This is a genomic window from Mesorhizobium delmotii, assembly GCF_900149755.1.
In the GTDB taxonomy this organism is placed as follows: Bacteria; Pseudomonadota; Alphaproteobacteria; order Rhizobiales; family Rhizobiaceae; genus Mesorhizobium; species Mesorhizobium delmotii.
Genome location: NZ_FUIG01000041.1, coordinates 115,212 through 141,270 on the forward strand (window position 1 = coordinate 115,212; position 26,059 = coordinate 141,270).

33 protein-coding genes and 1 tRNA gene are annotated in these 26,059 nt (G+C 60.5%); 24 read left to right on the top strand and 10 right to left on the bottom strand.

Translation table 11 applies throughout. The annotated features are described in order from the left end of the window. Positions 1-12: 12 nt before the first annotated feature. Complete coding sequence (gene dapA, locus BQ8482_RS23840) at positions 13-894, bottom strand: 4-hydroxy-tetrahydrodipicolinate synthase (protein ID WP_123149903.1); 882 nt, start codon at positions 892-894, stop codon at positions 13-15. 322 nt (positions 895-1,216) lie between these two features. On the opposite strand from dapA, the gene BQ8482_RS23845 reads away from it, so the two are divergent. Continuing rightward, positions 1,217-3,244, top strand: coding sequence for a lytic transglycosylase domain-containing protein (locus BQ8482_RS23845; RefSeq protein WP_123149904.1), 2,028 nt, complete (start codon positions 1,217-1,219; stop codon positions 3,242-3,244). 160 nt (positions 3,245-3,404) lie between these two features. After that, a complete protein-coding gene (locus tag BQ8482_RS23850; RefSeq protein WP_123149818.1) occupies positions 3,405-4,370 on the top strand; it encodes an alpha/beta fold hydrolase in 966 nt (321 codons plus the stop codon). Here the strand turns inward: BQ8482_RS23850 and BQ8482_RS40685 are convergent. Next, positions 4,319-4,861 carry a GIY-YIG nuclease family protein gene (locus tag BQ8482_RS40685; protein ID WP_425294128.1) on the bottom strand — a complete coding sequence of 181 codons (543 nt, stop codon included), beginning with the start codon at positions 4,859-4,861 and terminating at the stop codon, positions 4,319-4,321. The genes BQ8482_RS23850 and BQ8482_RS40685 overlap by 52 nt on opposite strands. Before the next feature lie 58 nt (positions 4,862-4,919). Here BQ8482_RS40685 and BQ8482_RS23860 point away from each other — a divergent pair, with 58 nt between their 5' ends. From BQ8482_RS23860 to BQ8482_RS23875, 5 genes are all read left to right on the top strand, one after another. Then, positions 4,920-6,134, top strand: a complete 1,215-nt coding sequence (locus BQ8482_RS23860) for a tyrosine-type recombinase/integrase (protein WP_123149820.1) — start codon at positions 4,920-4,922, stop codon at positions 6,132-6,134. Further along, the gene (locus BQ8482_RS37795; RefSeq protein ID WP_133254818.1) at positions 6,131-6,487 is read left to right on the top strand and encodes a hypothetical protein; all 357 of its coding nucleotides are present in this window, start codon (positions 6,131-6,133) and stop codon (positions 6,485-6,487) included. The genes BQ8482_RS23860 and BQ8482_RS37795 overlap by 4 nt, the downstream gene beginning before the upstream one ends. 119 nt (positions 6,488-6,606) lie before the next feature. Continuing rightward, the gene (locus BQ8482_RS23865; RefSeq protein ID WP_123149821.1) at positions 6,607-6,810 is read left to right on the top strand and encodes a helix-turn-helix transcriptional regulator; all 204 of its coding nucleotides are present in this window, start codon (positions 6,607-6,609) and stop codon (positions 6,808-6,810) included. 74 nt (positions 6,811-6,884) lie between these two features. Beyond that, entirely contained in the window at positions 6,885-7,106 is a 222-nt protein-coding gene (locus BQ8482_RS23870) for a hypothetical protein (protein ID WP_123149822.1), read from the top strand. Next, entirely contained in the window at positions 7,103-7,723 is a 621-nt protein-coding gene (locus BQ8482_RS23875) for a DUF1376 domain-containing protein (protein WP_123149823.1), read from the top strand. Before BQ8482_RS23870 ends, BQ8482_RS23875 begins: the two co-directional genes overlap by 4 nt. 55 nt (positions 7,724-7,778) lie before the next feature. Here the strand turns inward: BQ8482_RS23875 and BQ8482_RS23880 are convergent, their stop codons facing one another. Together BQ8482_RS23880 and BQ8482_RS23885 are read right to left on the bottom strand one after the other, a co-directional pair. Beyond that, positions 7,779-7,973: a hypothetical protein gene (locus tag BQ8482_RS23880; RefSeq protein ID WP_123149824.1), complete on the bottom strand. Its 195-nt coding sequence runs from the start codon at positions 7,971-7,973 to the stop codon at positions 7,779-7,781. A 150-nt stretch (positions 7,974-8,123) separates the two neighbouring features. Then, positions 8,124-8,339: a hypothetical protein gene (locus BQ8482_RS23885; RefSeq protein WP_342210981.1), complete on the bottom strand. Its 216-nt coding sequence runs from the start codon at positions 8,337-8,339 to the stop codon at positions 8,124-8,126. A 211-nt stretch (positions 8,340-8,550) separates the two neighbouring features. Here BQ8482_RS23885 and BQ8482_RS23890 point away from each other — a divergent pair, with 211 nt between their 5' ends. The 9 genes from BQ8482_RS23890 to BQ8482_RS23925 all read left to right on the top strand — a co-directional run bounded on the left by BQ8482_RS23890 (position 8,551) and on the right by BQ8482_RS23925 (position 13,404). Continuing rightward, entirely contained in the window at positions 8,551-8,805 is a 255-nt protein-coding gene (locus BQ8482_RS23890; RefSeq protein WP_123149826.1) for a hypothetical protein, read from the top strand. Positions 8,806-8,895: 90 nt separating this feature from the next. After that, positions 8,896-9,933, top strand: coding sequence for a hypothetical protein (locus BQ8482_RS23895; RefSeq protein ID WP_123149827.1), 1,038 nt, complete (start codon positions 8,896-8,898; stop codon positions 9,931-9,933). Then, positions 9,926-10,111 carry a hypothetical protein gene (locus BQ8482_RS23900; RefSeq protein ID WP_123149828.1) on the top strand — a complete coding sequence of 62 codons (186 nt, stop codon included), beginning with the start codon at positions 9,926-9,928 and terminating at the stop codon, positions 10,109-10,111. The genes BQ8482_RS23895 and BQ8482_RS23900 overlap by 8 nt, the downstream gene beginning before the upstream one ends. Then, entirely contained in the window at positions 10,104-10,331 is a 228-nt protein-coding gene (locus BQ8482_RS23905; RefSeq protein WP_123149829.1) for a hypothetical protein, read from the top strand. Before BQ8482_RS23900 ends, BQ8482_RS23905 begins: the two co-directional genes overlap by 8 nt. A gap of 123 nt (positions 10,332-10,454) precedes the next feature. Then, positions 10,455-10,865, top strand: coding sequence for a hypothetical protein (locus BQ8482_RS23910; RefSeq protein WP_165848687.1), 411 nt, complete (start codon positions 10,455-10,457; stop codon positions 10,863-10,865). 313 nt (positions 10,866-11,178) lie between these two features. Continuing rightward, positions 11,179-11,424 carry a KTSC domain-containing protein gene (locus BQ8482_RS23915; RefSeq protein ID WP_342210982.1) on the top strand — a complete coding sequence of 82 codons (246 nt, stop codon included), beginning with the start codon at positions 11,179-11,181 and terminating at the stop codon, positions 11,422-11,424. A 402-nt stretch (positions 11,425-11,826) separates the two neighbouring features. Beyond that, a complete protein-coding gene (locus tag BQ8482_RS39515; RefSeq protein WP_244602947.1) occupies positions 11,827-12,606 on the top strand; it encodes a pilus assembly protein TadG-related protein in 780 nt (259 codons plus the stop codon). 144 nt (positions 12,607-12,750) lie between these two features. Then, positions 12,751-13,065 (top strand): hypothetical protein, encoded by a 315-nt coding sequence (locus BQ8482_RS39520; protein ID WP_244602948.1) that lies wholly within the window; start codon positions 12,751-12,753, stop codon positions 13,063-13,065. Between the two features lie 54 nt (positions 13,066-13,119). Beyond that, complete coding sequence (locus tag BQ8482_RS23925; protein ID WP_123149832.1) at positions 13,120-13,404, top strand: PilZ domain-containing protein; 285 nt, start codon at positions 13,120-13,122, stop codon at positions 13,402-13,404. Positions 13,405-13,770: 366 nt separating this feature from the next. Here the strand turns inward: BQ8482_RS23925 and BQ8482_RS23930 are convergent, their stop codons facing one another. Next, positions 13,771-14,079 (bottom strand): GYD domain-containing protein, encoded by a 309-nt coding sequence (locus tag BQ8482_RS23930; protein ID WP_244602952.1) that lies wholly within the window; start codon positions 14,077-14,079, stop codon positions 13,771-13,773. 329 nt (positions 14,080-14,408) lie between these two features. Here BQ8482_RS23930 and BQ8482_RS23935 point away from each other — a divergent pair, with 329 nt between their 5' ends. The 6 genes from BQ8482_RS23935 (at position 14,409) to BQ8482_RS23965 (ending at position 18,790) form a co-directional block, all read left to right on the top strand. Beyond that, on the top strand, positions 14,409-15,245 hold the full coding sequence (locus BQ8482_RS23935; RefSeq protein ID WP_483237936.1) for an ATP-dependent DNA ligase: 837 nt from the start codon (positions 14,409-14,411) through the stop codon (positions 15,243-15,245). Between the two features lie 545 nt (positions 15,246-15,790). Continuing rightward, the gene (locus BQ8482_RS23945; protein ID WP_123149835.1) at positions 15,791-16,243 is read left to right on the top strand and encodes a DUF3102 domain-containing protein; all 453 of its coding nucleotides are present in this window, start codon (positions 15,791-15,793) and stop codon (positions 16,241-16,243) included. Between the two features lie 65 nt (positions 16,244-16,308). After that, positions 16,309-17,169 (top strand): TIGR04255 family protein, encoded by an 861-nt coding sequence (locus BQ8482_RS23950; RefSeq protein ID WP_123149836.1) that lies wholly within the window; start codon positions 16,309-16,311, stop codon positions 17,167-17,169. Further along, positions 17,170-17,634, top strand: coding sequence for a hypothetical protein (locus tag BQ8482_RS23955; protein ID WP_123149837.1), 465 nt, complete (start codon positions 17,170-17,172; stop codon positions 17,632-17,634). Then, positions 17,609-18,049, top strand: a complete 441-nt coding sequence (locus BQ8482_RS23960) for a hypothetical protein (RefSeq protein WP_123149838.1) — start codon at positions 17,609-17,611, stop codon at positions 18,047-18,049. The genes BQ8482_RS23955 and BQ8482_RS23960 overlap by 26 nt, the downstream gene beginning before the upstream one ends. 519 nt (positions 18,050-18,568) lie before the next feature. Next, on the top strand, positions 18,569-18,790 hold the full coding sequence (locus tag BQ8482_RS23965; protein ID WP_123149839.1) for a DUF768 domain-containing protein: 222 nt from the start codon (positions 18,569-18,571) through the stop codon (positions 18,788-18,790). 430 nt (positions 18,791-19,220) lie between these two features. On the opposite strand, the gene BQ8482_RS23975 is transcribed toward BQ8482_RS23965, so the two are convergent. From BQ8482_RS23975 to BQ8482_RS23985, 3 genes are all read right to left on the bottom strand, one after another. Then, entirely contained in the window at positions 19,221-19,652 is a 432-nt protein-coding gene (locus tag BQ8482_RS23975; RefSeq protein WP_133254820.1) for a hypothetical protein, read from the bottom strand. A gap of 145 nt (positions 19,653-19,797) precedes the next feature. After that, positions 19,798-20,112, bottom strand: a complete 315-nt coding sequence (locus tag BQ8482_RS23980; RefSeq protein ID WP_123149842.1) for a hypothetical protein — start codon at positions 20,110-20,112, stop codon at positions 19,798-19,800. 106 nt (positions 20,113-20,218) lie between these two features. Next, positions 20,219-20,309: transfer RNA gene (locus BQ8482_RS23985), tRNA-Ser, on the bottom strand. 454 nt (positions 20,310-20,763) lie between these two features. On the opposite strand from BQ8482_RS23985, the gene BQ8482_RS23990 reads away from it, so the two are divergent. Then, positions 20,764-21,963 carry a porin gene (locus BQ8482_RS23990; protein ID WP_123149843.1) on the top strand — a complete coding sequence of 400 codons (1,200 nt, stop codon included), beginning with the start codon at positions 20,764-20,766 and terminating at the stop codon, positions 21,961-21,963. A gap of 555 nt (positions 21,964-22,518) precedes the next feature. Here the strand turns inward: BQ8482_RS23990 and BQ8482_RS24000 are convergent. Beyond that, a complete protein-coding gene (locus BQ8482_RS24000; RefSeq protein WP_123149906.1) occupies positions 22,519-24,198 on the bottom strand; it encodes a tetratricopeptide repeat-containing sulfotransferase family protein in 1,680 nt (559 codons plus the stop codon). A gap of 142 nt (positions 24,199-24,340) precedes the next feature. Between BQ8482_RS24000 and BQ8482_RS24005 the strand changes: the two genes are divergently transcribed. Further along, positions 24,341-25,453, top strand: a complete 1,113-nt coding sequence (locus BQ8482_RS24005) for a pyridoxal phosphate-dependent aminotransferase (RefSeq protein WP_123149845.1) — start codon at positions 24,341-24,343, stop codon at positions 25,451-25,453. Between the two features lie 30 nt (positions 25,454-25,483). Here BQ8482_RS24005 and BQ8482_RS24010 read toward each other — a convergent pair whose 3' ends face one another. After that, positions 25,484-25,993, bottom strand: a complete 510-nt coding sequence (locus BQ8482_RS24010; RefSeq protein ID WP_123149846.1) for a MarR family winged helix-turn-helix transcriptional regulator — start codon at positions 25,991-25,993, stop codon at positions 25,484-25,486. Between the last annotated feature and the right edge of the window lie 66 nt (positions 25,994-26,059).

Consider the following 26,059-nt stretch of genomic DNA (forward strand, 5'->3'; position numbering starts at 1 on the left):
GGCGCCTCATCCCTAATTAATCAAGCCGGCGTGCTTCATCGCCGCATCGATCTTCTCGGCGGTCGACTGCTCGACGGTGACCAGCGGCGAGCGCAGCACGTTCTCGACCTTGCCCAGCTTCGACAGCGCATATTTCGCGCCGGACACGCCGGGTTCGAGGAAAATCGCCTTGTGCAGCGGCAGCAGGCGGTCCTGCAAGTCCAGCGCCTTGGCGTTCTCGCCGGAAAGCGTCGCCTCCTGGAATTCGGCGCACAGCCGTGGCGCGACATTCGCCGTCACCGAGATGCAGCCGACGCCGCCATGGGCGTTGAAACCGAGCGCCGAGGCATCCTCGCCGGAAAGCTGGATGAAATCCTTGCCGCAGCTGGCACGCTGCTCGGAAACCCGCTCGACCTTGCCGGTGGCGTCCTTGACGCCGATGATGTTCTTGAAGTCGTGCACCAGCTGGCCCATCGTCTCGGGCATCATGTCGATCACCGAGCGTGGCGGAATATTGTAGATGATGATCGGCAGGCTGGTCGCCTTGGCGACCGCGGCGAAATGCGCATAGAGGCCGCGCTGCGTCGGCCTGTTGTAGTAAGGCGTGACGACGAGCGCCGCGTCGGCGCCTGCCTTCTCGGCATACTGGACCAGGCCGACCGCCTCTTCGGTGTTGTTGGAGCCGGCGCCGGCGACGACCGGAACCCGGCCTTTGGCCACCTCGATACAGACCTTGACGACTTGGCGGTGCTCGTCATGCGACAGCGTCGGCGACTCGCCGGTGGTGCCGACCGGAACCACGCCCGTCGTGCCTTCAGCGATCTGCCAGGCAACGAGAGCGCGAAAGGCTTTCTCGTCGAAACGGCCGCTCTTTTCGAACGGTGTCACGAGCGCGGTAAGCGAGCCTCTCAGCATGTCGTCCAACTCCTGGGGACTAGCGCATGACCCCGATTTTCGCTGGGGATCATGCGCCAAATTTAAAGTGCTACAGCGTCCTTTGCGCGTCTGAGAAGACGCGCGGCGCTGTAGGTGTTTTGTCGTGCGCGCCTTCTAGCCGAAAGCGAAGCGGCGCACCATAGTCTCGACACCGTTGCGCGGCAAGCATGGCGGTAGTGCCAACAAGCGCAATTTGAAAGACCTCGACAGCCCTTTGTTTACGGGCTCTTCATCACAGCCAACTAGGCTTCAGTTGATCTGTGCCTGTTGGTAATGTGCAAGGCAGGAATTGACGAAGACCATGCCGACCAGGCAGCCTCATTTTTTCGCGCTGCTTGGCGCAATCCTCCTGCTGACGCCGAGCCTTGTGGCCGCAGGCAAGATCGATGTGCAGGTCACGTCGGCCATTCCGATGCCAAACCGCCTGCAGGGTCCGGAATCCCCTCCCGCCAATGTCGCCAGGCTGAAGAGCGGCCTCGATGCGCTGGCGGCAAACGACATTGCCGGCGCGCGTCGAGTGCGCGATGCCCTGCCGGTCAACTCGCTCGACCAGCATATCCTTGCCTGGTCGATCGCGCTCCATGGCGGCGACAAGGTGCCAAGCGGCGAGATCGCCGATGCTGCGAAAATGCTGCCGAATTGGCCGGGCCTGATCGCCTTGCGCAAGAACAGCGAGCGCGCGCTCTACCGCGAAAACCCCGCGCCGGAGATCGTGGTGCAGGCATTTGGCGGCAGCCAGCCGCAGACAGTCGAGGGCGTGGTCATCCTCGCCCGCTCCTATGTGTCGCAGGGCAACGTCGAGGCGGCGCGCTCGGTGCTGTCGCCTTTCTGGCGCACCGAGAAACTGGAACCCAGGGACGAAGCGGCGATCATCCGGGAATTCGGCAAGCTGATCCCCGCAGCCGACCACCGCTTCCGCATGGAGCGCATGTTCTATGCCGATCGGATCAATTCCGCGCTGCGCGTTGCTGGCCTTGCCGGCGCCCAGCAACTGGCCGACGCCTGGGCGGCAGCGGACAGGGGCGACAAGAATGCGGCCAAACTGCTGAAGGCGGTGCCCGCCCCGCAGCGTTCGGCCGGCTATCTCTTCGCGCAAGCCCAATATCTGCGCAAGCAGCAGAAGTTTTCCGACGCCGCCGCTATGATGATGAAGGCGCCGAGCGATCGCATCGCGCTTGTCGACCCGGATGCCTGGTGGGCCGAGCGCCGGGTGCTGTCGCGCGAACTGGCCGACCAGGGCGATATGAAGACCGCCTACAGAATAGCCGCGGCACACGCCGCCGAAAGTGCTGCCAACGCGGCGGATGCAGAGTTCCATGCCGGCTGGTATGCGCTGCGCGGCCTCAACGACCCCAACACCGCCGCCAGGCATTTTGCGCGGATCGCCGATCTCGCCCAGGGGCCGATATCGCTGTCGCGCGCCTATTACTGGCTCGGCCGTGCGGCCGAAGCCGGCGGCCCCGGCAGTGCGAGAGATCATTTCACCCGTGCCGCCGCCTACGGCACGACGTTCTACGGCCAGCTCGCCGGTGAGCGCGTCGGTCGGCAGGTCCTCAACATCGCCCATCCGCAGCCGAGCGCCGCCGATCAGCGGAATTTTGCCGATCGCGAAGCGGTCAGCGCCATCAGGCGGCTGCAGGAGGCGGGCTATGAGCGCTACGCCGACACGCTTTATCGCGACCTCGCCGGACAGTTGACCAGCCCCGGAGAGCTGGCGCTGCTGGCCGCGATGGCGGAAAAGCACGGCAATCACTTCCTGGCGCTGAAAGTCGGCAAGATCGCCGGCGCGCGCGGCGTCGATGTCGGGGCGCTGTCGCATCCGCTCGGCGTCATTCCCGAGACCGCCAACATTTCCGGCTCGGGCAAGGCGCTGGCCTATGCGATCGCCCGCCAGGAAAGCGAGTTCAACATCGGCGCCGTCTCCAGCGCCGGCGCGCGCGGACTGCTGCAGCTGATGCCGGGGACCGCCAGGCAATTGGCGAAGAAGGCCGGAATGACCTTCTCGCAGGTGCGGCTGACCACCGACGCCGGCTACAATGCGACCTTGGGCGCCGCCTTCCTCGGCGAGCAGCTCGGCCGCTTCGACGGCTCCTATGTGCTGACCTTCGCCGGCTACAATGCCGGCCCTAGACGCGCCGCCCAATGGGTGGCTAGATATGGCGACCCGCGCGGCAAGGACATCGACGCCGTCGTCGACTGGATCGAACGGATTCCATACACGGAAACAAGAAGTTACGTCCAGCGCGTGATGGAGAATTACGAAGTCTACAAGATGCGTATTTCCGGTAAGTACGACATCGTGGGGGATTTGGTGAATGGGCGGAGTTGAAGGCGTCGATGGCGTTCGAGATTGGCGAACGTCGATGACGGCCGATCTCCCCCACGAGGGGGGAGATTGGCAGCTTGGCCGTTCCGCCCTCGATTGACCACCCCCGCCCTCGCCTGTAGCAGTCTCGACGATCCGGCAATGGCGAGGAATCGAGTCCAAAATGTCGAGCAGTTTTTCCGACTTCTTCTACGCCTCGCCGGACGGGCTGCAACTCCACGCCCGCATCTACGGCGAAGCGAATTCCGAACACTGGCCGGTCGTCTGCCTGCCTGGCCTGACACGGAACTGCCGCGATTTTCATGAGCTGGCGCTGCACCTGTCGCGACGGGCCGAAAGTCCGCGAAAAATCATCGCCTTCGACTATCGCGGGCGCGGGCAATCCGCCTACGACCCCGACATCAGCCACTACAATGTTGGCGTCGAAGCCGGTGACATCCTCGCCGGGTTGGCGGCGCTGGGCATCGAGGAAGCGGCGTTCATCGGCACGTCACGCGGCGGGCTGATCATCCACGTGCTCGGCGCGATGCGGCCGGCAGTCCTGAGGGCTATCGTGCTCAACGATATCGGCCCGGTGGTCGAGGCCGGCGGCCTCGACCATATCCGCTCCTATCTCGAGAGCGTGCCGAAGCCGAAAACCCATGCCGAGGCGGTCGGCGCCCAGCGCGGCGCGCATGGCAGCGACTTTCCAGCTCTGACCGAGGCGGATTGGGAGCGGATGGTATCGGCCCTCTACCGAGAGACGGATGAGGGGCTGGTGCCGGATTTCGACCCGAAGCTGGTCGACACGCTGGCGGGACTCGACCTGACCCAGAAGCTGCCTGATCTGTGGCAGCAGTTCGAGGCGCTGGCGGCGATACCGTTGCTCGCCATACGCGGCGCCAATTCGAAGCTGCTGTCCACCGAGACGCTCGAACAGATGCGAACGCGCCACCCTTGTGTCGAGACGATCACGGCCGAGGGCCAGGGTCATGCGCCTTTCCTCGACACCGGCGGCCTGCCCGGCGCCATCGCCGCTTTTCTGGACGGGGCCGAGCGCTTCGGCTCAAAGCGAATTTTTGCGAAGGAGGCGGACATTCACAACAGACGTTTGTTGGCGAAAGCGTGCCCGGAACCGGATTTAAGATAACGCTCGAATGAAGTCGCGTTAGCCCAGTTCGAGAAGGCGACATAGGTCACGATCCGCCATGGCATGAATTTGGAAGTATGGCTGGATTTTCCGGAGTTGTGCTCGACAATCCGTCGTTTCAGGTCGGAAGTTACGCGGATATAGCGCTCACCTTCGGCAGCCTTGCTTTCTAGCAGATATACGTACCGCACGAATCGCCCCTCCTTCACTACTTCGCGCCTAGCAGGACTACGCGGAGGGTATCCTGCTTCGCGAGAGCCCTCCTTCGCCAAGGCTTCGGAGGGCATCCTGCTTCGCGCAGAAAGGGATTTGCCGGACTTGTCTTGCGAAGCGCGAAGCGCGAGGCAGGATGGATTCGCTGGCTTGTCCTGCGAAGCGCGCAGCGCGAAGCAGGATGGCGGAGAGGATGTCCGACAGTCGATTGATTTTGCTGACTTTATTGTCAAGCGACCCCTTGCTTTTCCTAATCCCCGTGCGATTATCCTAACCATATTGCGCTTTATTGACTTTGCTGGCAAGCATGTTGGTTAGGAAATCCATTAGGAAATTATGGCGCGCCACAAGCTCCGCGACACGCAGATAAAAGGCCTTCCCGCCGGTCGGCACGGCGATGGCGATGGTCTGTGGCTCTATGTCCAGAAGTCCGGAACGCGAAGCTGGGTTTTCATCTGGATACGTCAGGGCGTGCGCCGGGAAATGGGGCTCGGCTCATACGGCAATGCATCCGGCAAGATCAGCTTGGCTGACGCGCGCAATAGGGCAGACGAGGCGCGAGAGATTATCAAGCACGGCGGCGACCCGTCGAAAGAGATGGCTCATCGCCGGCGATCGGTGAAGCTGCGCACCTTCGGCGAGTGCGCCGACGAGTTGCTGATCTCGAAAGAGAACACCTTCCGAAATGCCAAGCATGCCGCGCAGTGGAAGATGACGTTGACGGAATACGCGCAGCCGCTGCGCAAGATCCCCGTCGGCGACGTCACGACCGATGACGTAGTCCGGGCACTTCGGCCGCTCTGGGCTGACAAGCAGGAAACCGCCTCCCGACTGCGCGGTCGCATCGAAAAGGTGCTGGACTATGCCAAGGCTGTCGGGCTGCGATCAGGCGAGAACCCTGCACGGTGGAAAGGCCACCTCGATCATATCCTACCGGCCCGCCAGAGGCTCGCGCGAGGTCACCACGCGGCTATGGCTTACTCCGATGTCCCGGCCTTCATGTTGCAGCTTGCCGGCGTCGACGGCTTCGGCGCCAGGGCGCTCGAGCTTTGCATTCTGACCGCGACACGGTCGGGCGAAGTGCTGAATGCGAAATGGCCTGAATTCGACATAGGGAAGGCGCTGTGGACGATCCCGGCCGAGCGGATGAAAGCCAGCGTCGAACACGTCGTACCTCTCTCACCGCGCGCCCTGGCTGTGCTGAAGGGCCTTCAAGCGAAGCGGCTGTCTGAATTCGTGTTCCCAGGTGCGGCACCTCGCAAGCCGCTGTCCAATATGGCGATGACTGCCGTCATGCGCCGGATGGAAAAGGGCGAGTTCACCGTGCACGGCTTCCGGTCCAGCTTCCGCGACTGGTGCGGCGATGCGACAAACTTCCCCCGCGACGTCGCCGAGATGGCGCTGGCCCACAAAGTCGGCGACGAGGTCGAGCAAGCGTACCGCCGCGGCTCGGCGCTGGCGAAGCGCCGCAAGCTGATGGATGCATGGGCGGCCTATGTGTCGACCGCCAAGGGCGGCGCGAACGTCACACACCTCCGGAGGCAATCATGAGCGCAGACCCGCTTCATGATCGCTTGTCCAGATTGGTTACAAAGACTGCAGGCGCCGAGGCCATTGGGCCCGGTGGATGGTGGGTCGGCGACGTGGCGGGCGAGCGGCAAGTGCTCGACGACTTAGCAGGTGGCCGACTGCATTGGCGCCAGGCACATTCGGCGGCGCTAAGTGGGCTCGATGCGCTGAAAAGCGGAGACCACGACTTGGCGGATGCATGGGCCTGGACTGCGACGGATCTCTATGTTGCGGCGCTTGAGGCATTCCTCCATCGTGTCCGACCAAAGGAAAAGCCGCTGCTAACACGACCGGCAGGGCGCCGTGGGCGCCCACGCAAAAAAATCAAAGATTAAATTGGTCGCGAGATTTTTCGCCTCGCGAATCATGTCTATTCACAGTGTCACCAAGTCAACAGCGACAACGGTGGCGACCATACCGGCCACCTAAGTCGCAGCAGCGAAAGGTGGCAGACATGGACAGCGACGCTGTTCTGATTTCGATTAAAGAAGCGGCTCGGATTACCAGCCTCTCCAGAACCTCCATCAACGAAAAGCGCTCGGCCGGTAAATTCCCGCAGCCGGTGCCGCTCGGCGACAAGCGCATTGCCTTCGTCAAGTCGGAAGTCGACCAGTGGATTCGCGACCGTATCGCCGCGCGCCGATCGGAGGCCGCATAAATGCGTGCGCTCCCGTTCATCGTTTCCGGCGCCGCGCTCCTGTTCCTGCTTGCTCTCCTGGCCGGATGGCTCCCATGAGCGCCGATCCTTCCTCCCTCCCTGTCGGCGGCACCAGCGGCCTCTGCCACGAAACCACGGCCGCGATCGACGAGGCTGCGCAATGGCTGGCCACCACACCGCGCCGGCTGTGCGACAAGCCGGCGGTGCCACTGTTGCGCGAGCGTTTCGGCCTAAGTGCTCCTGAAGCCTGCCAGGCGATCGCTACGGCCAACCTGATCAAGGCGAGGTCGACATGAGTTCACTGGCCTGGATGCCGATCTATACCGGCGACGTCCTTGCCGAGACAGCTAGTCTGTCGACCGATGAGTTCGGCGCCTACATCCTATTGCTGTTCGCATATTGGCAGGCCGGCGACCTACCACAAGACGACGTCAGGCTTGCCCGGATTGCTCGCCTTGACCTGGAGCGGTGGCAGAGCGCGCGCCCTTCTATCGAGTCCCTGTTCGGTCCGGGCTGGACGAACGCCGGCCTCGATGGCCTCCGCAACAACGCTGCCGACAAGCGAGAACGCAAGATCGCGGCAGGTAGAAAAGGCGCCGCGAGCAGATGGGGAAATGGCAAAGGCAATGCGGTTGCCAATGGCACTCGCATTGGTTCTGCCAATGGCAAAGGCAATGCGGAACCAATAGCCACCAGCACCATCACCAGTTCTCCGGCTTATGAAGGAAAGACGCTTACACACGCATACACGCACGCGCGAGAAGCTATCCCTTTGGTGAAGACCGAACTCGACGCCGGGCAATGGTTATCCGATCAAGGCCTCTTTCCCGGTGATGAGTGTTTCGGTCATTGCATCGACAAGATGCTCCGCGGCGAGCTCGATTGGTCCGACATCGACGAGATTACCGCATGACCAGGGCGGGAGGATCGCAATATCAACCAACGGCGGTGCCGGCATGAGCGCGGCCTTACTGATGCCGGGCGAGCCGGTCCGTGAGCGCGTTGGCTTCAGCCAACATGGCCAGATATTGCTCGACTTTCTGCGCCGAGGCGTCCGTGCGCTTGATGTGCAGCAACACTTGCTGCCTCAGCAGCACAAGCCTTGCGGCGCGATAAACGTCCCCGAATTCCGCAGTTTCAAGGTGGAGGGTCGCGAGCCTCATGGGCTAAGATTCCAATTAGCCAGCAGTAGAATTCGCGAAAACCTCTTTCGTTCCGATGTCCGACCTTACGCTGTCGCAAAGGGGCACGCGGCTTTCGTAGAGCGCCGTGCTGTCCAAATGTTGCACGCCGCTACTTTTGGGACCGTAGCGTCAGTGGGCGCTGCGAACCGTGTCCGTGTTGGCGAGTTTGATCTTCGTCAGACGAGCCCTGGCCTCGACCACGCGCCGTTGCGCCGACCTTATCCTGCTGCAAAGCGCAATGTTGATTCCGACGCCACAGTCCTCGTCCAGCATCTCTTCCGCACGTTCAAGGACGAGTTCCGCTCGGTTAATGCGGAGCCTGGCCTTGGCCAGTTCGAAGATCAAAAGATCGGCCGCTGTCCCGCGTCCGTGGGGTTCCATGGTGTCCATGGGTTTCTAACACATGGCGAGCTATATCGTTCCCTGAGGTCGGGCGCATGAGGGGGGCGAGGGTCGCCTTCCCTGCAGCGTCACAGGCGCCAACCGCTGGGTCCAACGCTTTTGCACAAGCGTTAGAAAAGAAGTTTTCGGTCTGCCGTTTTTTCTTGGTGCTTCCGTGAGGGGCGCCAAACGGGAAGTTGGTCGACCTCGCCAGACGCTAACGGCGGAAGAGGAAGCGGCAAGAGAGGCGCGCCGGCGAGAACAGGCTAAGCTGCGCGGCCGCGCCTGCCGCGCCAGGCGAAAGCAAGACAAGATCGCTGACGCAATCGACGGCCTGGTGACGAATGGCGATCTCCCGGCTTGGGATGATGGCGACCCAGCGAAAGTCCTTGCCGCGCTGCTGCGGCGCATGCGGCTCGACCTCAATTGAGAATTAGAGCGTTACGCTAAACCGTAACGCTGAAATTCCCGGTGCTAGGACAAGAATCAGAGAAACAACCGGTCGAGCAAGCACCGCAAAATGGCGAGCAAGCCCAAAGCGAAAACCTCACCTCACGGCACGGTGCAGGACCTCATCAAAGCGGTGGGCGGCGCCGACGGCATCACCCTCGTTGAAGTCAGTCGCATGATGCGGACCTTGACCGAACGAGCGGAGCATTTCAAACGGCGAAGCCTCGATGGGCCGCGCGATCTCGTCTTGGGAGAAATGCGTGTCCTGGAAGGCATGGTTCCTCGCTTGATTGCGAGCCATCCGCCGATAGCAGGATGGGAGCGTGACAAGGTCTACAAGCGAGGCGATCTGATCGTAGCCGAGGGTTGCGTCTGGAAGCTTACCAACGGCACCGGAGATAAGCGGCAGGACTGGGAAACGATCTTCGGACAGACCGGACAGCCGGCATCCAAACCTCTCGAAGTCGACGAGGAAATCGGGGAACTCCTCAAGGACCTCGTTGGCCTGGACGGTGAAGAGGCCGCAATAGAGCGCCGAGCGATCGAGAGGTATCGGGCCGCGGTCAAGGAGTCTGGTATCACCGCCGCCCAGCTCGATGCGCCAATGACCTTTCGAACGCAACTGCGATCTGATGCCGGGGTAATCGAGCATCTTATCGACGCACTGCGCAAACGAGACGAGCGGATCGAGAAAATCGAGACTGACCTCAAGCGCCGCGGCGACGAACTCCAGGAACGGCTGGTCGAGGTTGCGAAGACTGCGGCTTCGGCAGTGGCTGCGGCAGTCGATCGCTTGGCAGAGGTCGAGGTCAGGGCAGCGAAGCTCGAGAGCGAGCCGTTCGATATCGACGAGACCATCGAAGACGGCGGCCGTATTGTCGTCCGCCGGTTCATGCGCAACGGCGAGCTTATCAGCGAGAAGCGCCACGTAACAGCGGCGATGATCTATCGCGGCATCTACAGTGAAAAGACGTTCTACCTCCCAGGCGATGTGGTGACGAAGGCCGGCAGCATGTGGATCTGCCGCGCCGAATGCACTGGAATCTTCAATGGCGATTTCTGGGTTTTGGCCGTGAAAAAGGGAAGGGACGGCGCCAATCATGACTGAACCCGAGCGACAGGAATTCAAGGCGCGGAAGGCAGCTTACATCGAGGCGCTGTTCCGCAAGCTTTTCAGCGAACGCAAGGCGGAAGCGCACCTCGCCGTGATCGCCCGCCGCGCCGAGCGCGAACGGGAACTCTGGAATCGCACTCACTCCGCAGCCGAGGTCACCACCGATGGCTGATATCCCTGGCAGCAGCCCAAAGTGGACACGCGTTGGCAGCGCCGATGAGGATCCTGAAGATATCATCCGCCGCACGCAACCGCCTCCGCTCACCTTTGAGGAACAGCTCGCCGTCGAAGTCGACATTGTGCGGGAGGTGTTCGGTCGAGATCCGAGGCCATCGGAAATGAACGTGCTGATCAATCATGTGAGGCGCCGCAACAAGCAGACGGTTCAATGAACATGGATGGCTGGCACTGGTCATCTGTGGGCGACGGCTGCGACCCGTTTTCAGGACGCAGGCAGCGGCCGTCGCCAACTGCAACCAGGGGGGGTATCACGCTTTCGAAGACCGATTTCGGGGTTGGAACCGCTTGGGGGTCACGGAGAGATTTTTTCTTCTGCGGCCGCGTTTCAGGGGCGTCCGATGACTAAATCGCCCGCAAAGCCGCGGAAAACCGCCGTTCCGGCCGCGCCAACATGGATGAATCCGGCCTCGAAACGGGAGTTTTCTGCGCTGGTAGCGTTCGAAAACAAGTGGAAAGGCCACGCAACCGCGACCGAGACAAAACAACTTGCCGACTTGATCGATCTTCGATGCCGTCTCGACGGGCTGCGCAAACTGGTGCGATCGGCGCTGCGCAAGAAGGATGCGGCACTGACCATTTCGCTAAATCGTGAGATCAATTCCACGCTCGACAGGTGCCAGCGCTGCGAAGCCCAGTTGCGACTGGTCGATCGCGAAAATACATCCAAGGAATACAGCGACCGATGAGCCTCCCCAGAGATCGGCAAAGTTTACATCCTCAACTTTGCCACCGGCCTCGCTGCGCCCGGCCGGCGCGCCGTTTCGCGTGAGGTCGGTTAAAATGACGGCGCTGACGGCATTCGTCTGCCGGCGCGCTTTCGCCACCGGTCAGCCTGATTAGCGCCTTGATAACGGTGGACTTTGCCCACGCCCCTTCTCCCGAGAGGAGGATGCATCCGTTGCGGGCGAGAGTCCAGAAGCCTTAGCCGACTGGCGCAATCCGTCGAGGGCGCACACGTCCCTACGGGGGGCCGCAAGGAACGCGACGGTCTGTCGATCGTTGAAGCCTTTTGATCGAGCCGCCGTCATGCCATCCACCTCGATTCGCAAAACGGAATACGATCAGGACAGCAGAATCCTTTCGGTGTGGTTCGTGGCCAGCGGAAAACGATACGAGTTTGAGGACGTGCCGCTGGAGACCTTTGCCGCGTTCAGAGCCGCCTTTGCCAAGGGCCGCTACTTCAACGACCACATCCGCAACCACTTCAGGTATCGTCTGGTCGAGGCCGGCAATGACCCTGGATGACCTCATCAATCCAAAAGACGCGTCTGGAGCGTCTGGCTCTTACGCGTATAGGAGGGTCGAACAACAACCGCCCTCTGACACTCAAGCGGAACATTAGTGCATTCTAAATTATTGTTTGTGACCAGCGGGCACGCCCCCTCCGCTGCCCGCTGCAGATCGGGGCCCTAAACCCGATCGGGCCCGCGCTCTCCGCCAGAGGCGCGGGCCTCTCTGCTGTGCGCTTACCGGCTCTCGGGGTTCAGGCCGGTGCATGCTATCCTGCCGAAAAACAAGGGAGGCTGAAGCCATGGCCTATTCCTATCGGTGCAAGGACTATCCCGGAAATCTGCCGCGCTAAGGAGCGGACATATCAAATGGAGCGATATTAGCCATTCCTTCATCAGTTTTTTCTTAAATACCTCCATGGAATGGGGCGCCGATATCTCGAGGCGGATTGTCCGCTGTCTGCGACGAGGCATCGGCAGGAGTGGCAACGTTGCCGTTATTTTTGCCATGTCTTTGCCGATTGTTGTCGGCGGTGCGGCCCTCGGTGTCGAGACTTCCTATTGGTATTATAGTAGCCTGAAATTACAGGCGGTGGCGGATGCGGCAGCTTATGCTGGCGCTTTGGAAAAAGTTTCGGGATCCGACAAGCCAACGATTGTCTCCGCCGCGACACAGTCAGCGGCCTCGAACGGTTTTGCAGCGTCAACAGGCACCATCGAAGTTTTCACCCCCCCGTCGTCCGGCCCAAACGTCGCGAAAAAGGCTGTCGAGGTCATCATTCATCAAAACCTCGATCGGTTTTTTACATCGATATTTACGCAAAGCGCGGTCAGAGCACAGGCAAGGGCCGTGGCTCTTATCACGGACGCGTCAAAAGCCTGCGTTCTGGCGCTCAATCCTTCCGCTTCGAGAGCGGCGCTCTTTTCCGGCAGTTCGACCACAAAACTGACGGGCTGCTCCGTCATGTCGAATTCGATAGCCCCGGACGCCCTCAAGCTTCAGGGATCGGCAAGCCTTGACGCCGATTGCCTGATATCGGCCGGTGGGATGTCATTGGCCAATCCGGTGAAGACCGTTTGCGCCAGCCCGATCACCCAGGCGCTGCCCGCTGCCGATCCTTTTGCCGACCTGCCGGCGCCACCGGCCACGAACCCCTGTCAAAACAGCAATCAGTCGACGTTGCAGCCTGGGACATAATGCAAGGGACTCAGCCTGAGCGGCAATGTAACCCTCTCGCCCGGGGTATACGTTATTCAGGGGGGCGATTTCAAAGCGAACTCGAATGCAAATATTTCCGGCGACGGAGTCATCATCTATCTGGCCGGCAGCTCCGGCGTCAGCATGAACGGCAACGCCACCGTCAAGCTTAGCGCACCGACATCGGGCACCTATTCGGGTGTGCTGTTTTACGGCGACAGAGCAAACCTGGCGGGATCGAACACGTTTAATGGCACGGCGGATTCGCTTTTGACCGGCGCCCTGTATTTTCCAACGCAGGCGGTCAATTACCTCGGCAATTTCTCGGGCAAAGGTGGATGCACACAGGTCGTCGCCAGTACCGTGCAGTGGTCCGGCAACGCCACCGTCAACCAGGATTGTACGAGCCTCGGAATGCGAGAGATTCCGGCCGCGCAGTCCGTTCGGCTTGTCGAGTAACCGTCATGGAACCAAGCCGTCGCCCATGAAGCGACGGTCGCCGGGGATGGCGAAATGGCTGAAGACGAACAGAGGGGCCAACGCAGGCAGCGCGTCTTCAAGGGCGCGACGATCCTGACCAGCATGACCAGGTCCGAGGTCACGTGCACGGTCCGCAACATGCATGACGGCGGCGCCGAACTGAAGGTCTCGATCGACGCGCGCGTGCCCGACGAGTTCCTGCTCTATGTCCCGACCGACGGCATCGCCTACAAGGCAGTGGTCCGCTGGCGCCGCGAGGACCGCATCGGCATCATGTTCACCGGCACCGAGCCAAAGCCCCACTGGCACTACGGCTAAATCCCTTTAACAATGCCTCCTAGCCGTCTGCTCGGCGGCGATTGATCCCGGTCCTTTGGACGCCTTGTTCCTCGTAGCCCTGCCGCTGATAAAACAGCGGGGTAACAGCGAGAAAACCCACGGCCCAGAACCTTTTGAGTGTTCGCTGTGGGGGCTTATATGAAAAAATCTCGTTACCGGATTTTCGCGAGGAAAACCGGCCAGAATTATCGCGACAGCCTTTCGACGGTCTCAATGATTGCCTTCGCGAGTGCTTCGCCCTCGTGGATAGGCTCCGGCCCGTAGAGCAATAGCACGGCCTCCTCGCTCGGCAGCACGGCTGGTTCAATCGAAACCGTGCTGCCATCCAATGCACAGTCAGTCCAATCAGCCGGCGGGCTTGTAAACTCTGGCAGCTTTGTTGGCCGCTGCGAGCACCGCCTTCATGTCGAGCTCTTCGAGGACAACGAGGTCGGTCACCGAGCCGCTTGCCCGCACCGCCAGGGCTAGGCCCATCCCAGCGGCCTGGTCCGGCACCTCACCATTGACGACGACGTCGTAGGCGCCGCGAGTAAACATTATGCCGGCCATCTTGCCGCCGACGCTTTCAAAAACCGTCTTGATTGCAGCTTCTCGGTCTGAGCCCTGTATCAATCCTTTAGCGGCATGGGGCTCATAGTTTGCCAATATAGTCACTTTCATGGGTATTCCTCCAAAGTTTATACTCGTGTCGTATCAATATTTGACCAACACGGAGTTATTTATCTTTTCGCTACCAATTTACAGTGGTCTGTGAATGGCTCGACAGCCTTCGGGGGTCAACCAACCGGCCGCCGGGCCTGACCGGCTCGTGAGGTCTCGCACTCGCCGGCTGGAGCGAATTATAGGTGATTTCATGCATCATTGCTAATTTAGTAAAATGGTCATGATCCGTTCCCCTAGCCGCCAGATTGCACGGACCTAGAGTTGAATCGGTGCGTAAACGAGTGTGTGCCGGCGCTGGGCGGCTTGAGTTCATTCCTCCGATGATGCCTACCTTGGTGGCAAAGCCGCCCCAAGGCGATGACTGGATGCATGAAGCCAAATTCGACGGCTACCGCTCGCAGATCGTCATTGACGACGAAGGCGTTAGCATCTTCACGCGCCGGGGTCTCGACTGGACGACGAAATACCGAGACCTTGCCAAGGCCGCCGCTGAACTTGAGGTGGAAAGCGCCATCATCGATGGCGAAATCATCGTCGTCAATGAGGCTGGCCTGTCCGACTTCGCGGCCTTGCGCAAAGCCATCACGCGCCGCCAGCATGACCTCTATTTTGTTGCCTTTGATCTGCTGCACCTCAACGGCCATGATCTACGCGACATGTCGCTCGAGGACCGGCGCGAGATCCTGCAGGCAATGATCCCGGCCGGCGGTCGAATCCAGTTTAGCCAGGCGCTGCCGGGAGATGCGAAAGCCATCTTCGAACTGGTCGACAAGGCCGGCCTCGAGGGCTTGGTGTCGAAGCGCAGAGACAGCAAATACCGAAGCGGAAACTCGACGGTCTGGCTAAAGACGAAAGCTTACAGCATCGATGAATACGAACTGCTCGGCGTAGAGCGCGAGGCCGGCAAGCCAGCCTTTGCCCTGATGGCCGAGCGAGGCACCGGCCGCTATGTCGGCTCTGCGTTCATCACCTTGAACCGGGAGATGCGTGAGCGGCTTTGGAAGCGTGTTCAGGAGGTGCCAGGACAGCCGCCCAAGGGCATAAAGCGGCCGGCGACGATATGGGTCAAGCCAGGGCTGATCGGCCGTGTGAAGCATCTGCGCGGCGAGGAAGACTTGCGGCACGCGTCGTTGCAGGATTTTTGGGACGAAAGCTAGTAGCCATCACGCGGGTCAGTCTACGATGATGTGTCCCTCGACATCTCCGTCGATGCTAATCCCACTCAGGCGGCGATGCCAAAAAAGGCAATGTGCCGAATGATGGACGAATGTGCCGTGGTCGTCACGCGTCGCGAACTCAATCCTTGCGGTACGCGCCGCGAAATCTTCTTCGGCATGCAGGAGCCGAAAGCCGAAATACGGAAAGATCCTGACTGTCCTGACGGGCGAAACGATCCCGTCTGCCATCCTGAAAGCCATATGTGTCCTGACTGCCGACACGCAAACAGGTATCATGCTCCAGCGCTCGCCATCGGCGTGAGCAGATGGAGCAGCCGTTGCGATTAGTGCTGCCAGGCAAACGCGCTTCATCGCCCCGCCTTTCGCCAACTGGCCGCTTGCGGCGAGAGAATGCGGCTAATCATGGAGCGAGTCCATACATGCAAGATTGCGAACTGACCGAGCGTCCTGGCCGCGGCTGGACGCCTTGCGCATAAGTAGACACTTATGCAATTATCCGCGACTTCAGCACAGCGAGGCGCGAAATGCTGGCACGGACTCCCTTCACCGAGATCGAGATCGAGGGCGTCGGTACCTATCGGCTGCCGAACCAATGGCAGGCACATCGCCTCCGGCGCCTTCGTGGCGAAAAGCGGCACACAGCGGTTCTAGCCTCGGGCGCCGGCATGACCGTCCGGCAATTCATGAAGCTCACTGCCGCGCTCCAGGCCGAAGTGCACAAGGCCTATCTCGCGCTCATGTCGCCGGCCAATGTCGCGGCTGATCGCGAGCCGGCCGAGACTCGCGCCTTGCCGCGTGGGCATCTATCGATCGACCAGAAGCTCGCGATAGGCCGGCGCCTGCTCCAGGCCAAGGCCTCGCTGCCTCATGGTCATTTCGGCCCTTGGCTGGAGCAACAGAAGGGCCTGTCTCTGAGCATGGCGCAACAGTGCATGGCGCTGGCGCGGGCCTATAAGCAGGACAAGCAGGCGGCATAGGGCACGGACCATGGCGCGCTGATCTTGCCGTCGCGGTAGCGAAGTGCTTACTTGTTTCAAACAGAATGCGAATTTCGAATCGCGCCTCACGGATCAGCCCCTACACTGTGATCAGATCGCCAGATCTCCCGGACTTTAAGAATCCGCCGCTCCATGAAGTGGTTCTCGGCGTGCAGTTCAATGCCGTCCGTGGTTATCACCAGATTCTCAGCTATGAGATCTGGAACCTCTTTCGCGAGCGGTTTCCGGTCGTCCAAGAGCAGCCGGCATTGGTGCCGCAGTTCGAGACGTTTGGGCTACCGAGCCGTCAGCAACTCAATTTCGAGATGATCAGCGGGGCCATGCCAGCACGCTACTGGTTTATCGGGCCGGATTCGTCGGAATTGCTCCAATTCCAAGGTGACCGACTGCTACACAACTGGCGCAAGGTCGACGGCGCCGTGGAAGCCGACTATCCCCGCTTTGAGAAGATGATCGAAAAGTTCGAGGTGGAGCTGCGAGCGCTCGAGAACTATTTCCTAGCAACTTTTAAGGAGAAACTGGTCGTCAACCAGTGCGAAGTCTCCTACATAAACCATATCTTCGGTGAGGAACGGCGCCTGCCGCCGAAGCCAACCGACTGGCTCTCGTTCCTGAATTTCGGCGACCGCCTCGCCTCGGAGGAGTTCACGCTTTCGCTGCGGGATGTCGTGCGCGCGGATGATGGCAAGCCACGCGCGCGGCTCCATTGCGACGCCGCCTCGGCAGCCAACCCGCAGGGGCAGCGCCTAATCCAGCTGACGCTGACGGCGCGTGGCATTCCGCTTGGCGACACCGGTATCGGCGGGGCGCTAGCATTTCTGCACGATGGGCGCGACCGCGTCGTGCGACTGTTCGCCCAGGCGACGACCGCCAGGGCGCACAAAGTTTGGCAAAGGGTGAAGTAGATGAATGCGCTTAAGAGCATTTCGGCCTATTCCAACGTATTCGAACTGCAGCCTTCCTTGGTGGACGTAGCCTTTCGGCCCCAACTCTTCAGTATTCCACGCGTAAAGCGTCAGATGGAAGAATTGCTCCGGCTCAGTCCTGGCTGGGACGGTTACAACGGCATTCCCTCGACTTCCGACAATATCTACTTCGCAATCTCCGTCCTCGAATCGACTTGCGGCCCGACGGCGCCGGCGCCGCAAATCGTTCCTGGCGCAAGCGGCGACCTGCAGATCGAATGGCACGTCGATAACGCGGACATCGAACTTCATGTTCGGGCTCCGTACGATGTCCATGCGTGGCGACAAAGCGCCGAGCACCCGGATGGCGAGGAGCTTTTCCTCAGCACCGATTTCGATCTCGTGGCTGGCTGGATACAGGAGATATCGGAGCCGACGGATGCCGTTTCCGCAGCCGCCGCGTGATGAGTTCGGCGAAGTAACGCCCTACAACGAAGCGCAAATCCAGCCGACCGATGGCATAATTAGGCGGATACCGGCGAATTGGATCGTCGATGACAAGGGGCGTCGTCGCCTATCATCCATGGCTTTTAAACCCTCGAGCGACCGCTATCGCGGGAAGTCGGTCGATATCGAGTCGCTTATCATCGAACAGGGAGACGACCCCACCGTCTATGTAACCACGCCTCGCTGGATCGGCTCAATTCGCTACGAAGCCGGCAACCTCCACACAGTTGGCTTCAGCATCGGATGGGATCCCCTTCCCGACAATCCCTGCCACGGTGCGGTTTGGGGGACATTCACCAACGATCAAATCCGTAACGTCCTACCGAAGATGGCGTCATGGCTGGTGCCCATCAACGGTGTCGACATCTACTAAATAAGCGAAACTCGGCCCGCGCCAAGGTGCCTCATGGCCACTTCGTCCCATGGCTCGATCGACAGGAAGGGCTTTCCCGCAGTATGGCTTCGCAGTGCATGCGGCTGGCCACAGGCGGGAGCCAGGACGCGCGGGACGCTTCGGCGGTAGGACAGCGGCCAGCCGAAACGCGCGCTGGCGGGGGCTCTTTGGCTACTCCAGAACTCCCGATGGCTTCGGCCAGCGGGCTTTTTTTGTTTCTTGCTGGAACATCGGTTCGAACGCGCCGTTGCTTTTCCCAGGTTTCACTGGATAACGGATGCGTCCTATGTTGCTCTTTAGATCAATGCATGAAATTGCCGCAGCGCGCGGCGATGGCTTGCACCCCGCTTTATTGAAGATGATGACCCGGCCTAAGGCCTGGGCTGATATTGAAAGCGCGCTACAATCCGCGCCGGCAGACCGGCATATCGGCTTCCCTGACAACGATGCTCCGCCCAGGCGTTTAATGCCCGTTTCTTGCCGAGGAGCGTTGAGAGGGTGAGCACACGTGGCACCAACTTCCTTCACAAGTGGCTTTCCGGCAACGTCCCCGAGACGGTCGGCGCCGACATCATCTCAGTCGCCGATCTGACGCAAAAGCTGTTCGCCGACGCCAAGGCGCTCGGGATCAACAGCGCCGAAATCGAGGAAGACACGGGCAGCGTCTATGAGGTGATCCTCGACGCGATCGTGCATCACGATGCCGGCGTGGCGGACTGATGCCAGCCGTAAAGCGAACCTACCGTCTACAGATCATGCTCAATGCCGAGGAACTCGCCGTCCTGGACGCTTGGCGATTTAAGAAAGGAATGTCGAGCCGATCTGACGCAGTGCGGGAGTTGCTTCGGCGGGGTCTAACAGTGAAGGGGCATGAGGCTGATCGAGGAGAGCCGCTGCAAATTTGATGGTGCCGTTGGCTACACCGTTGGCGTGCTCAGGTGCCCCACCGCACGATCTCTCGCGCTCGTGACAATAATTTCGGATCAAAATCTATTTCGGGATTTTGTCCCGAAATATCATCACCCTTCGGTTTAGGCCCACGCTTTCCAGGTCGGGAAACTCCATGGCCAGCAACATCGCTTTCTGGCTGGCGGTCATCTCTCGCGTTTGGATATTGCGGCTGATGATGAAGCGCTAGGTATCGCGTTGGTCATTCCTCGGCATGCGAGGCCCAGGCGCGCTCGACCGCTTGAAGGATCTTGATCTGTGTGCTGATGCCCTGTTCGCCCGCAAATACGCCGAAGTCGGCAGGTATCTGTCGAAAAACGACAACCATTGAGTAGCCAGGCACATCAACAGCCTTTCCGTTGTCGAAGGCGTCTCCTGGCACAGTCAATTGAATGCTCCGGGTCTGGAACGTCTCGCCAGTTGTTCCTGACCAGATATGGAAGACGCCGGGCGGAGTCGTCATCGTTACATCTAGCTTGACAGAGCTGTCCGGTTCACGAGACGCGGTGCCACCGTATCTTGCGCCAGCAGTATCGTTGCCGGTGATTTGACCATTTGAGATCGATATGACTCCGGCGGCACCACCAGCAGGACCGCTCGCAACCACCGAATATACGCCGTCAATTCCCGTCACCGCGCGCCCCTCCATTTTGCATATCGCAGGAGATCACGCCAATCCGGCGCGCGCAAGCTCCGCCCCCGCAAGGGCGCGCTTGACGAAAAAGCCCGCCAACCGTGAGGCAGCGGGCTTGCGTGGCGGAAAACTTTTTCCGTGGCGTTCAGGGACGCTCTTTCGGCGTCAGGGCGTTTATCAACTGGACCTGATCAAAGTCATCCCATTCTATGAACGTCCTGCACGATGCCATGAACTCGCCCTTGCGCGCGGCTTCGGCCATGTTCGTCGGCCGATGATCGAACAGGGCTTGGCGCGTCTTGGTGACGAGCGCGCTGGCCCGCGCCACGGCCGGCGACTTCGGGTTATCGCCGGGCGTGGCATCATATGCCGCCAGAGCCCTCACATGCGCGGCGATCAAGGTGCCGAGTTGCCCAGCGATGGGGGTGGAGCTTTCAGTCTGGTCAGAAAAGCGGTGCATTATCCAGGTCTCCTTTCGGTTGCGGTTTCCTTGGGAACCGCATTGGGAAGGAGGCAAATGGCGTCGACGAATAGGTAGCAAAATCAATCAGGTAATTGACAAAATCTGGCGGAGAGGATGGGATTCGAACCCACGAGAAGCTTTTGACCTCTACTCCCTTAGCAGGGGAGCGCCTTCGACCACTCGGCCACCTCTCCGTTGCGCCGGTGGATAAAGAAAAGCGCCGGCACAATCAACAAGCCTGACCCATTATCGTTGAAAAAACCGGCTTCCGCCGAAACGGCGCTTTTGCCATGCGGCGATTCTGCGGCAATCCCTTGGCTGACGACTCACGACATCGTCGCAATTCCGGGAGGGGCAATTGCCGGAATCGGCCGGATTGCAAGGGCTCACAAGGGGCTCAATGGTTAATGGGAGCTTTCCGAGTGAGGCCAAATCGTGTCATTTGTGCAACAAGGCAGCCTGATAGCGCCTGCACAGACCTTTCGCCGATGCGATGGTTGTTGAACGCCGCCGCCTCATGGGTAATGTCGAGTTCGAAGGAGCGGCGCGGTGCGCATCTTTTTCGGTAGTGGGGATGGGGCAGGGAACGCTGTCCTTCAGCAAAGAATACCCAGACCCGTTTTTTAACTTTTGACTGGAGGTCAGAAAATGAACATCAAGAGCCTTCTTCTTGGCTCCGCTGCGGCACTGGTCGCAGTTTCCGGTGCGCGCGCCGCCGACGCCGTCGTCGTTGCCGAGCCGGAACCCGCTGAATACGTCCGCATCTGCGACGTCTACGGCGCTGGCTACTTCTACATCCCCGGCACCGAGACCTGCCTGCGCATCGGCGGCTACGTCCGCTACGACATCGGCGTCGGCGACGTCGGCTCGTTCGATGGTGCTGAGAACTTCGACGCCGAAGACGGCGACATTCAGGACACGTACTACAAGCAGGCCCGCTTTAACTTTAAGACCTGGACCGGCCAGGAAACCGAGCTCGGCACCTTGAAGACCTACACCGAGACCCGCTTCAACTTCGGCAACCGGAACCGACACGTCAGCAGAACAGTCATTCCCGATCCGGACGGCGATGGTCCGCTGGAAGAGACCATAGAATATGTCTTTAACCCTGCCGAAAACAAAGGCATTTCGCTGAACTTCGCCTGGATCCAGCTCGGTGGCCTGCGCGTCGGTAAAGACGAATCGGCCTTCGATACGTTCATCGGTTATGCCGGCAACGTCATCCAGGATACGCTGGTTCCCTACGGCGGCTTCGACACCAACGTCGTTCAGTACTATTTCGACGCCGGCAACGGCTTCTCGGCCGTGGTCTCGCTCGAACAAGGTTATGGCCCCTTCACGATCGACAGCTATGTTCCGCATGTCGTCGGCGGCTTGAAGTGGACGCAGGGCTGGGGCGCCATCACCGGCGTCATTGCTTACGACGCCAACTTCGAAGAAGTGGCCGGCAAGGTTCGCCTCGACGTCACCCCGATGGAGAACCTGTCGCTGTTCATCATGGCCGGCTACGGCACGGACGACAACTACACGGACGACAACTTTGCATTCCCCACCGCCGGCGGTCGCGGCTTCTACAAGCTGTGGTCCGGCAACTGGGCGGTCTGGGGCGGTGGCACCTACACCTTCAACGAGAAGACCTCGTTCAATACCCAGATCTCGTATGACGAAGGCGAAAACCTCGGCATCGCCGCCAACATTGCCTATGACATCGTTCCCGGCCTGACGATCACGGCCGAAGTCGACTACCTGCACGCCGGCGAGTTCGGCGAGGACGGCTTCTCCAACTGGACCAATGCGGACGACGAAGACAGCCTCGGCGGCATGCTCCGCTTCCAGCGCTCGTTCTAACAGACTTTGTCTGACTGAACTCCAACCCGGCGGGCAACCGCCGGGTTTTTTCGTATCGGCGTGGCTGTCGCGTTGCGTGATGCATGACGCCGCCAATGCCGGCCAAGGTCGTTCTGTGCTGGATCTCGGTCTGTGATTTCTGACAGGTTGGAAGCCGATCGGCTGCGCAGAATGAAAGCAGCAGCGATCCTTCGCGCCCCCTTCTGTCCTGCCCCTCTTTGCCAAAATGGTGGCATCTCCCCCACAAGGAGGAAGATCGGCAGCTTCGCTGACAGCGCCTGTTCATCAACGTTGGAGATTAGCGAAAGCCGCAATGACGGCCAATCTCCCCCCTCGTGGGGGAGATGCCAAGTTTTGGCAAAGAGGGCAGGACAGAGGGGGGCGCTGTTCCTCCAGCGTCTTGAAAGATTCTGCACCGCAGCAGCGCTTGGAAGGAACAGGATAGGGCGTTCGCTCCTGCCCTGCCAAGGCATGGTGGCCTGATCGCAGAAGATCGGCTAAGCCTATGCGCTTGCGACCCTCGCGGTCCACGCAATGCGGATCGCCATCCTCAAGTCAAATCTCTGCAAGATCGCCCAGCGACTGTATCAGCGGCTGAATTTCATTTTCATAATTCTTCCAGCGCTTGACCGACGATTTGTAAATCGGTTGACGAACCTGCCAGCGACTGGGCGTGTTGACCGAACCATCCCTGTCGAAAAAGCGCAGGCAGGCGTCATCCCAAGGCAGCCCAAGATAATCTATGAGGCGGCGTGACTGCGCTTCCTGGTCCTCAACCAGCGTTTCGTAGCGATTTTCGAAGATAAGGCCCGGAAAAACCTTGTTCCAATGCTGCATCAGGCGGTCATACTCGCGATAGTACAGGCCTAGTGTTTTCAGGTCGGTGTTATAGCTGTGTGCCTCGCTAAAGTTGAGGACAAAGCAGGAGACGCAATTGTCGATGGCGTCACGACGGCAATGAATGATGCGTGCGTTGGGGAAGAGAAGCCCGATAAGGCCGATCAGTTCGAAATTGTGCGGCGTCTTGTCCACGACGCGAAGTGCGGCAGGCGCCCGCTCCCGCAAGTAGGACAGATGCTCTTCGGCCAAGGTTCTGGACAGGTCTTCCGTGATCGACGTGATTGGCTGGTGCAAATCTCCAGCCGATGATGTCTTGAGACCGATCGCATTCGCGACCCGCCTTAGTTTGCTAAGCTCCCCTGCACCATGAACATCGGGATGGCTGGCGCAGATCTGCTCCGTGAGCGTCGTTCCCGAGCGGGGCATGCCAACCACGAACACAGGCATTTCGGAAGGATTTCCATAGCCGGCCCGGGCAGCCAAAAAGTCCGGCGTGAAGGTTTCAATCATCGAATCGATCCACTGACGATACAAGTAGATGTCGAACTTGTAGCCGGAGGCCTGTTTCGCCCTGTTGAAATGGTCGAATGCCTCATCGTAGCGCTTGAGGTCGTTCAGCACCTTGCCGGCGGCGTGATGGAGCTGCTGCGCGGCTTCCGAACCAAGCTTCGGATTACCGAGTTCACGAAGGATGGATTGGAGTTCCTCGGGCTCCTCGGTGAACTTTTGCGTCTGTACAAGATCGTTGTAGGCAGCCGGCACCCCAATACGACGTTCGATTGCTTCTTTCAGATAGACGGCGGCTTCATCCATACGCCCTAGGCCGCTGAGCGCGCCGGCCAGCCCGGCTCGCACCTTGGGATGATCGCGGTTGATTTTCAGCGCCTTCTCGTAAAGCGGCAAAGCCATGTCAGGCTTGTCAAACGCCGTGTAAGTGCGCCCCAATGCACAAAGTGCTTCGATAAGGCCGGGCTGCAGTTCCAAGGCGTACTGCATATGCCTGATTGCGGGCGAATACTCGCTGACCTTCACATAGGCCTCGCCCAGGCTGAGGTGGTAGTAGGGGTTTTTAGGTTCCTCGCCGACCGCCCGTGCGAAATATCGCAAGGCCCTCTCGTCATCGTAACCCAGGTATACGGTCCCCAGGATGTACAAGGCGAGCGGATGGTTCGGCGTGCGCGCCAGAACCCGAAGGCATAGGTCCTGAGCCTCGTCGAGCCGCTTGGCCTGGTGAAAGGCATATGCCTGTTTGAGGAGCGCGTCGTCGGCCTGCGCACGCGACTGGGCGTTTCCTTTCTGCGGGCTCGCTAACGGCTTCGCTATCGGCACTTTCGCTTTCGGCGTGGGTCCGGGCTTGATGTGCTTTGACCAAGCAGGTGGGAGTCGATTGTTCATGAACATCTCGCTAGCAAAAAGAGATATCTCGCTAGCAAAAAGAGCGGGGGGAATCCAGCATGATGGTCGCAGCCAAGGCGGGAGCTTGCGCGGCCAACTGTGCCGCGCTAGCAAGAAGGCCCTTTTCGAACGAGCCTTTGCCATGCGCCAGCGCCCTTCCCTCACGCCAATCGTCAGTGCGCTTCCCTCGACGGTGCCGTTTGTCGGCCCGGAGGCGCAGGAACGTGACCGGGGCCGCGCGTTTCGCGCCCGCATCGGCGCCAATGAGAGCAGTTTCGGGCCCTCGCCGCGCGTCGTCGCCCGCATGGCCGGCGTCGCCCGCGACATGTGGATGTATTGCGACCCCGACAATCACGATTTGAAGGTGACTGTCGCTGCGAATCTTGGCGTTAGCGCCGGAAACGTGGTGGTCGGCGAAGGCATAGACGGGTTGCTCAGCCTGGTGGCGCGCATGTATGTGGCGCCGGGCGACGCGGTGGTCACCTCGCTCGGCGCCTATCCGACCTTCAATTTCCATATTGCCGGCGCCGGCGGCCGGCTGGTCGCGGTTCCCTACGAGAACGACCGGGAAAGCCTGGACGGCCTATTGGCTGCGGTGCGCAAAGAACATGCGCCGCTGGTCTACCTGTCCAACCCGGACAATCCGATGGGAAGCTGGTGGGAGGCGGCCGAACTCATCCGCTTCATCGAAGCCCTGCCGGAGACCACCATGCTGGTGCTCGACGAGGCCTATGGCGAGTTGGGCCCGGCCTCGGCGCTGCCGCCGATCGATGTCGCCCGGCCGAACGTCATCCGCATGCGTACCTTCTCGAAGGCCTACGGGCTGGCCGGCATCCGCTGCGGCTACGCGGTGGCCGACGCCCAGGTGATCCGCGATTTCGAGAAGATCCGCAACCATTACGGCGTCAGCCGCATGGCGCAGATCGCCGGCGTCGAGGCGCTTGCCGATCAGGACTATCTTCAAAGCGTGGTGACGAGGGTCGCAGCCGGCCGCCGCCGCATCGCTGAAATAGCCGAGGCGAACGGGCTGGAGCCGCTGTCGTCGGCAACCAATTTCGTCACCATAGACTGCGGCGGCGACGGCGCCTTCGCGCTTAAAGTGCTGCAGGCGCTGCTGTCGCGGGACGTGTTCATCCGCAAGCCGATGGTGCCGGTGCTCGACCGCTGCATCCGGGTCAGCGTCGGCCTCGACCACGAGCTCGACATTTTTGCCAAGGAATTGCCCGGTGCGTTGTCGGCGGCGCGGGGGAACTGAGGATCGCAAAACATCGTTTCGGCCCTGCCGCTATTTCCCCCCGTCGCCGAGCAGGCACATGACCCGCTTCAAGGCGTCCGCAAGCTCGGCGGCTTCGTTGTCGGCCAGGCCGGCCGTCAGCCGGGTAAGATCGCGGTCCGCCGCCGCCTGCAGCGTGGCCAGTTCCGAGTTTCCCCGCGCGGTCAGCGACAGGATGCGCCGACGCCGGTCGTCCGGGTCGGCACGCAGTTCGATCAGGCCCATGGCGGCGAATTTTCTGAGGATCCGCGCGACATAGGCAGGGTCCAGCCGGAGTTCGCCGGCAATCCAGGACGCCGCCGGCCCGAGATCGAGATGGAACGCTCGCGCGAGAAACCCTGCCTCGCCGCTCGGGTTGCTAGCGACGGCGCCCGCCCGGTGACCCAGCTCGAACAGCACCCGCGCCTCGGTCAGCGTGTAGGTGCTCTGCATCAAGGTCTCGTCGAGCAGCCCGATCAAGCTGGTGTAGAACCTGTTGAAATGGCGGATTTCGGTGACCATGGCATTCCGCTCATCCGGCATGGCAGGCTCCTTCTCAGGAGATTTCTACGCTGCAGGATCATCGCCAAATCGATTGACTAAGTCAAC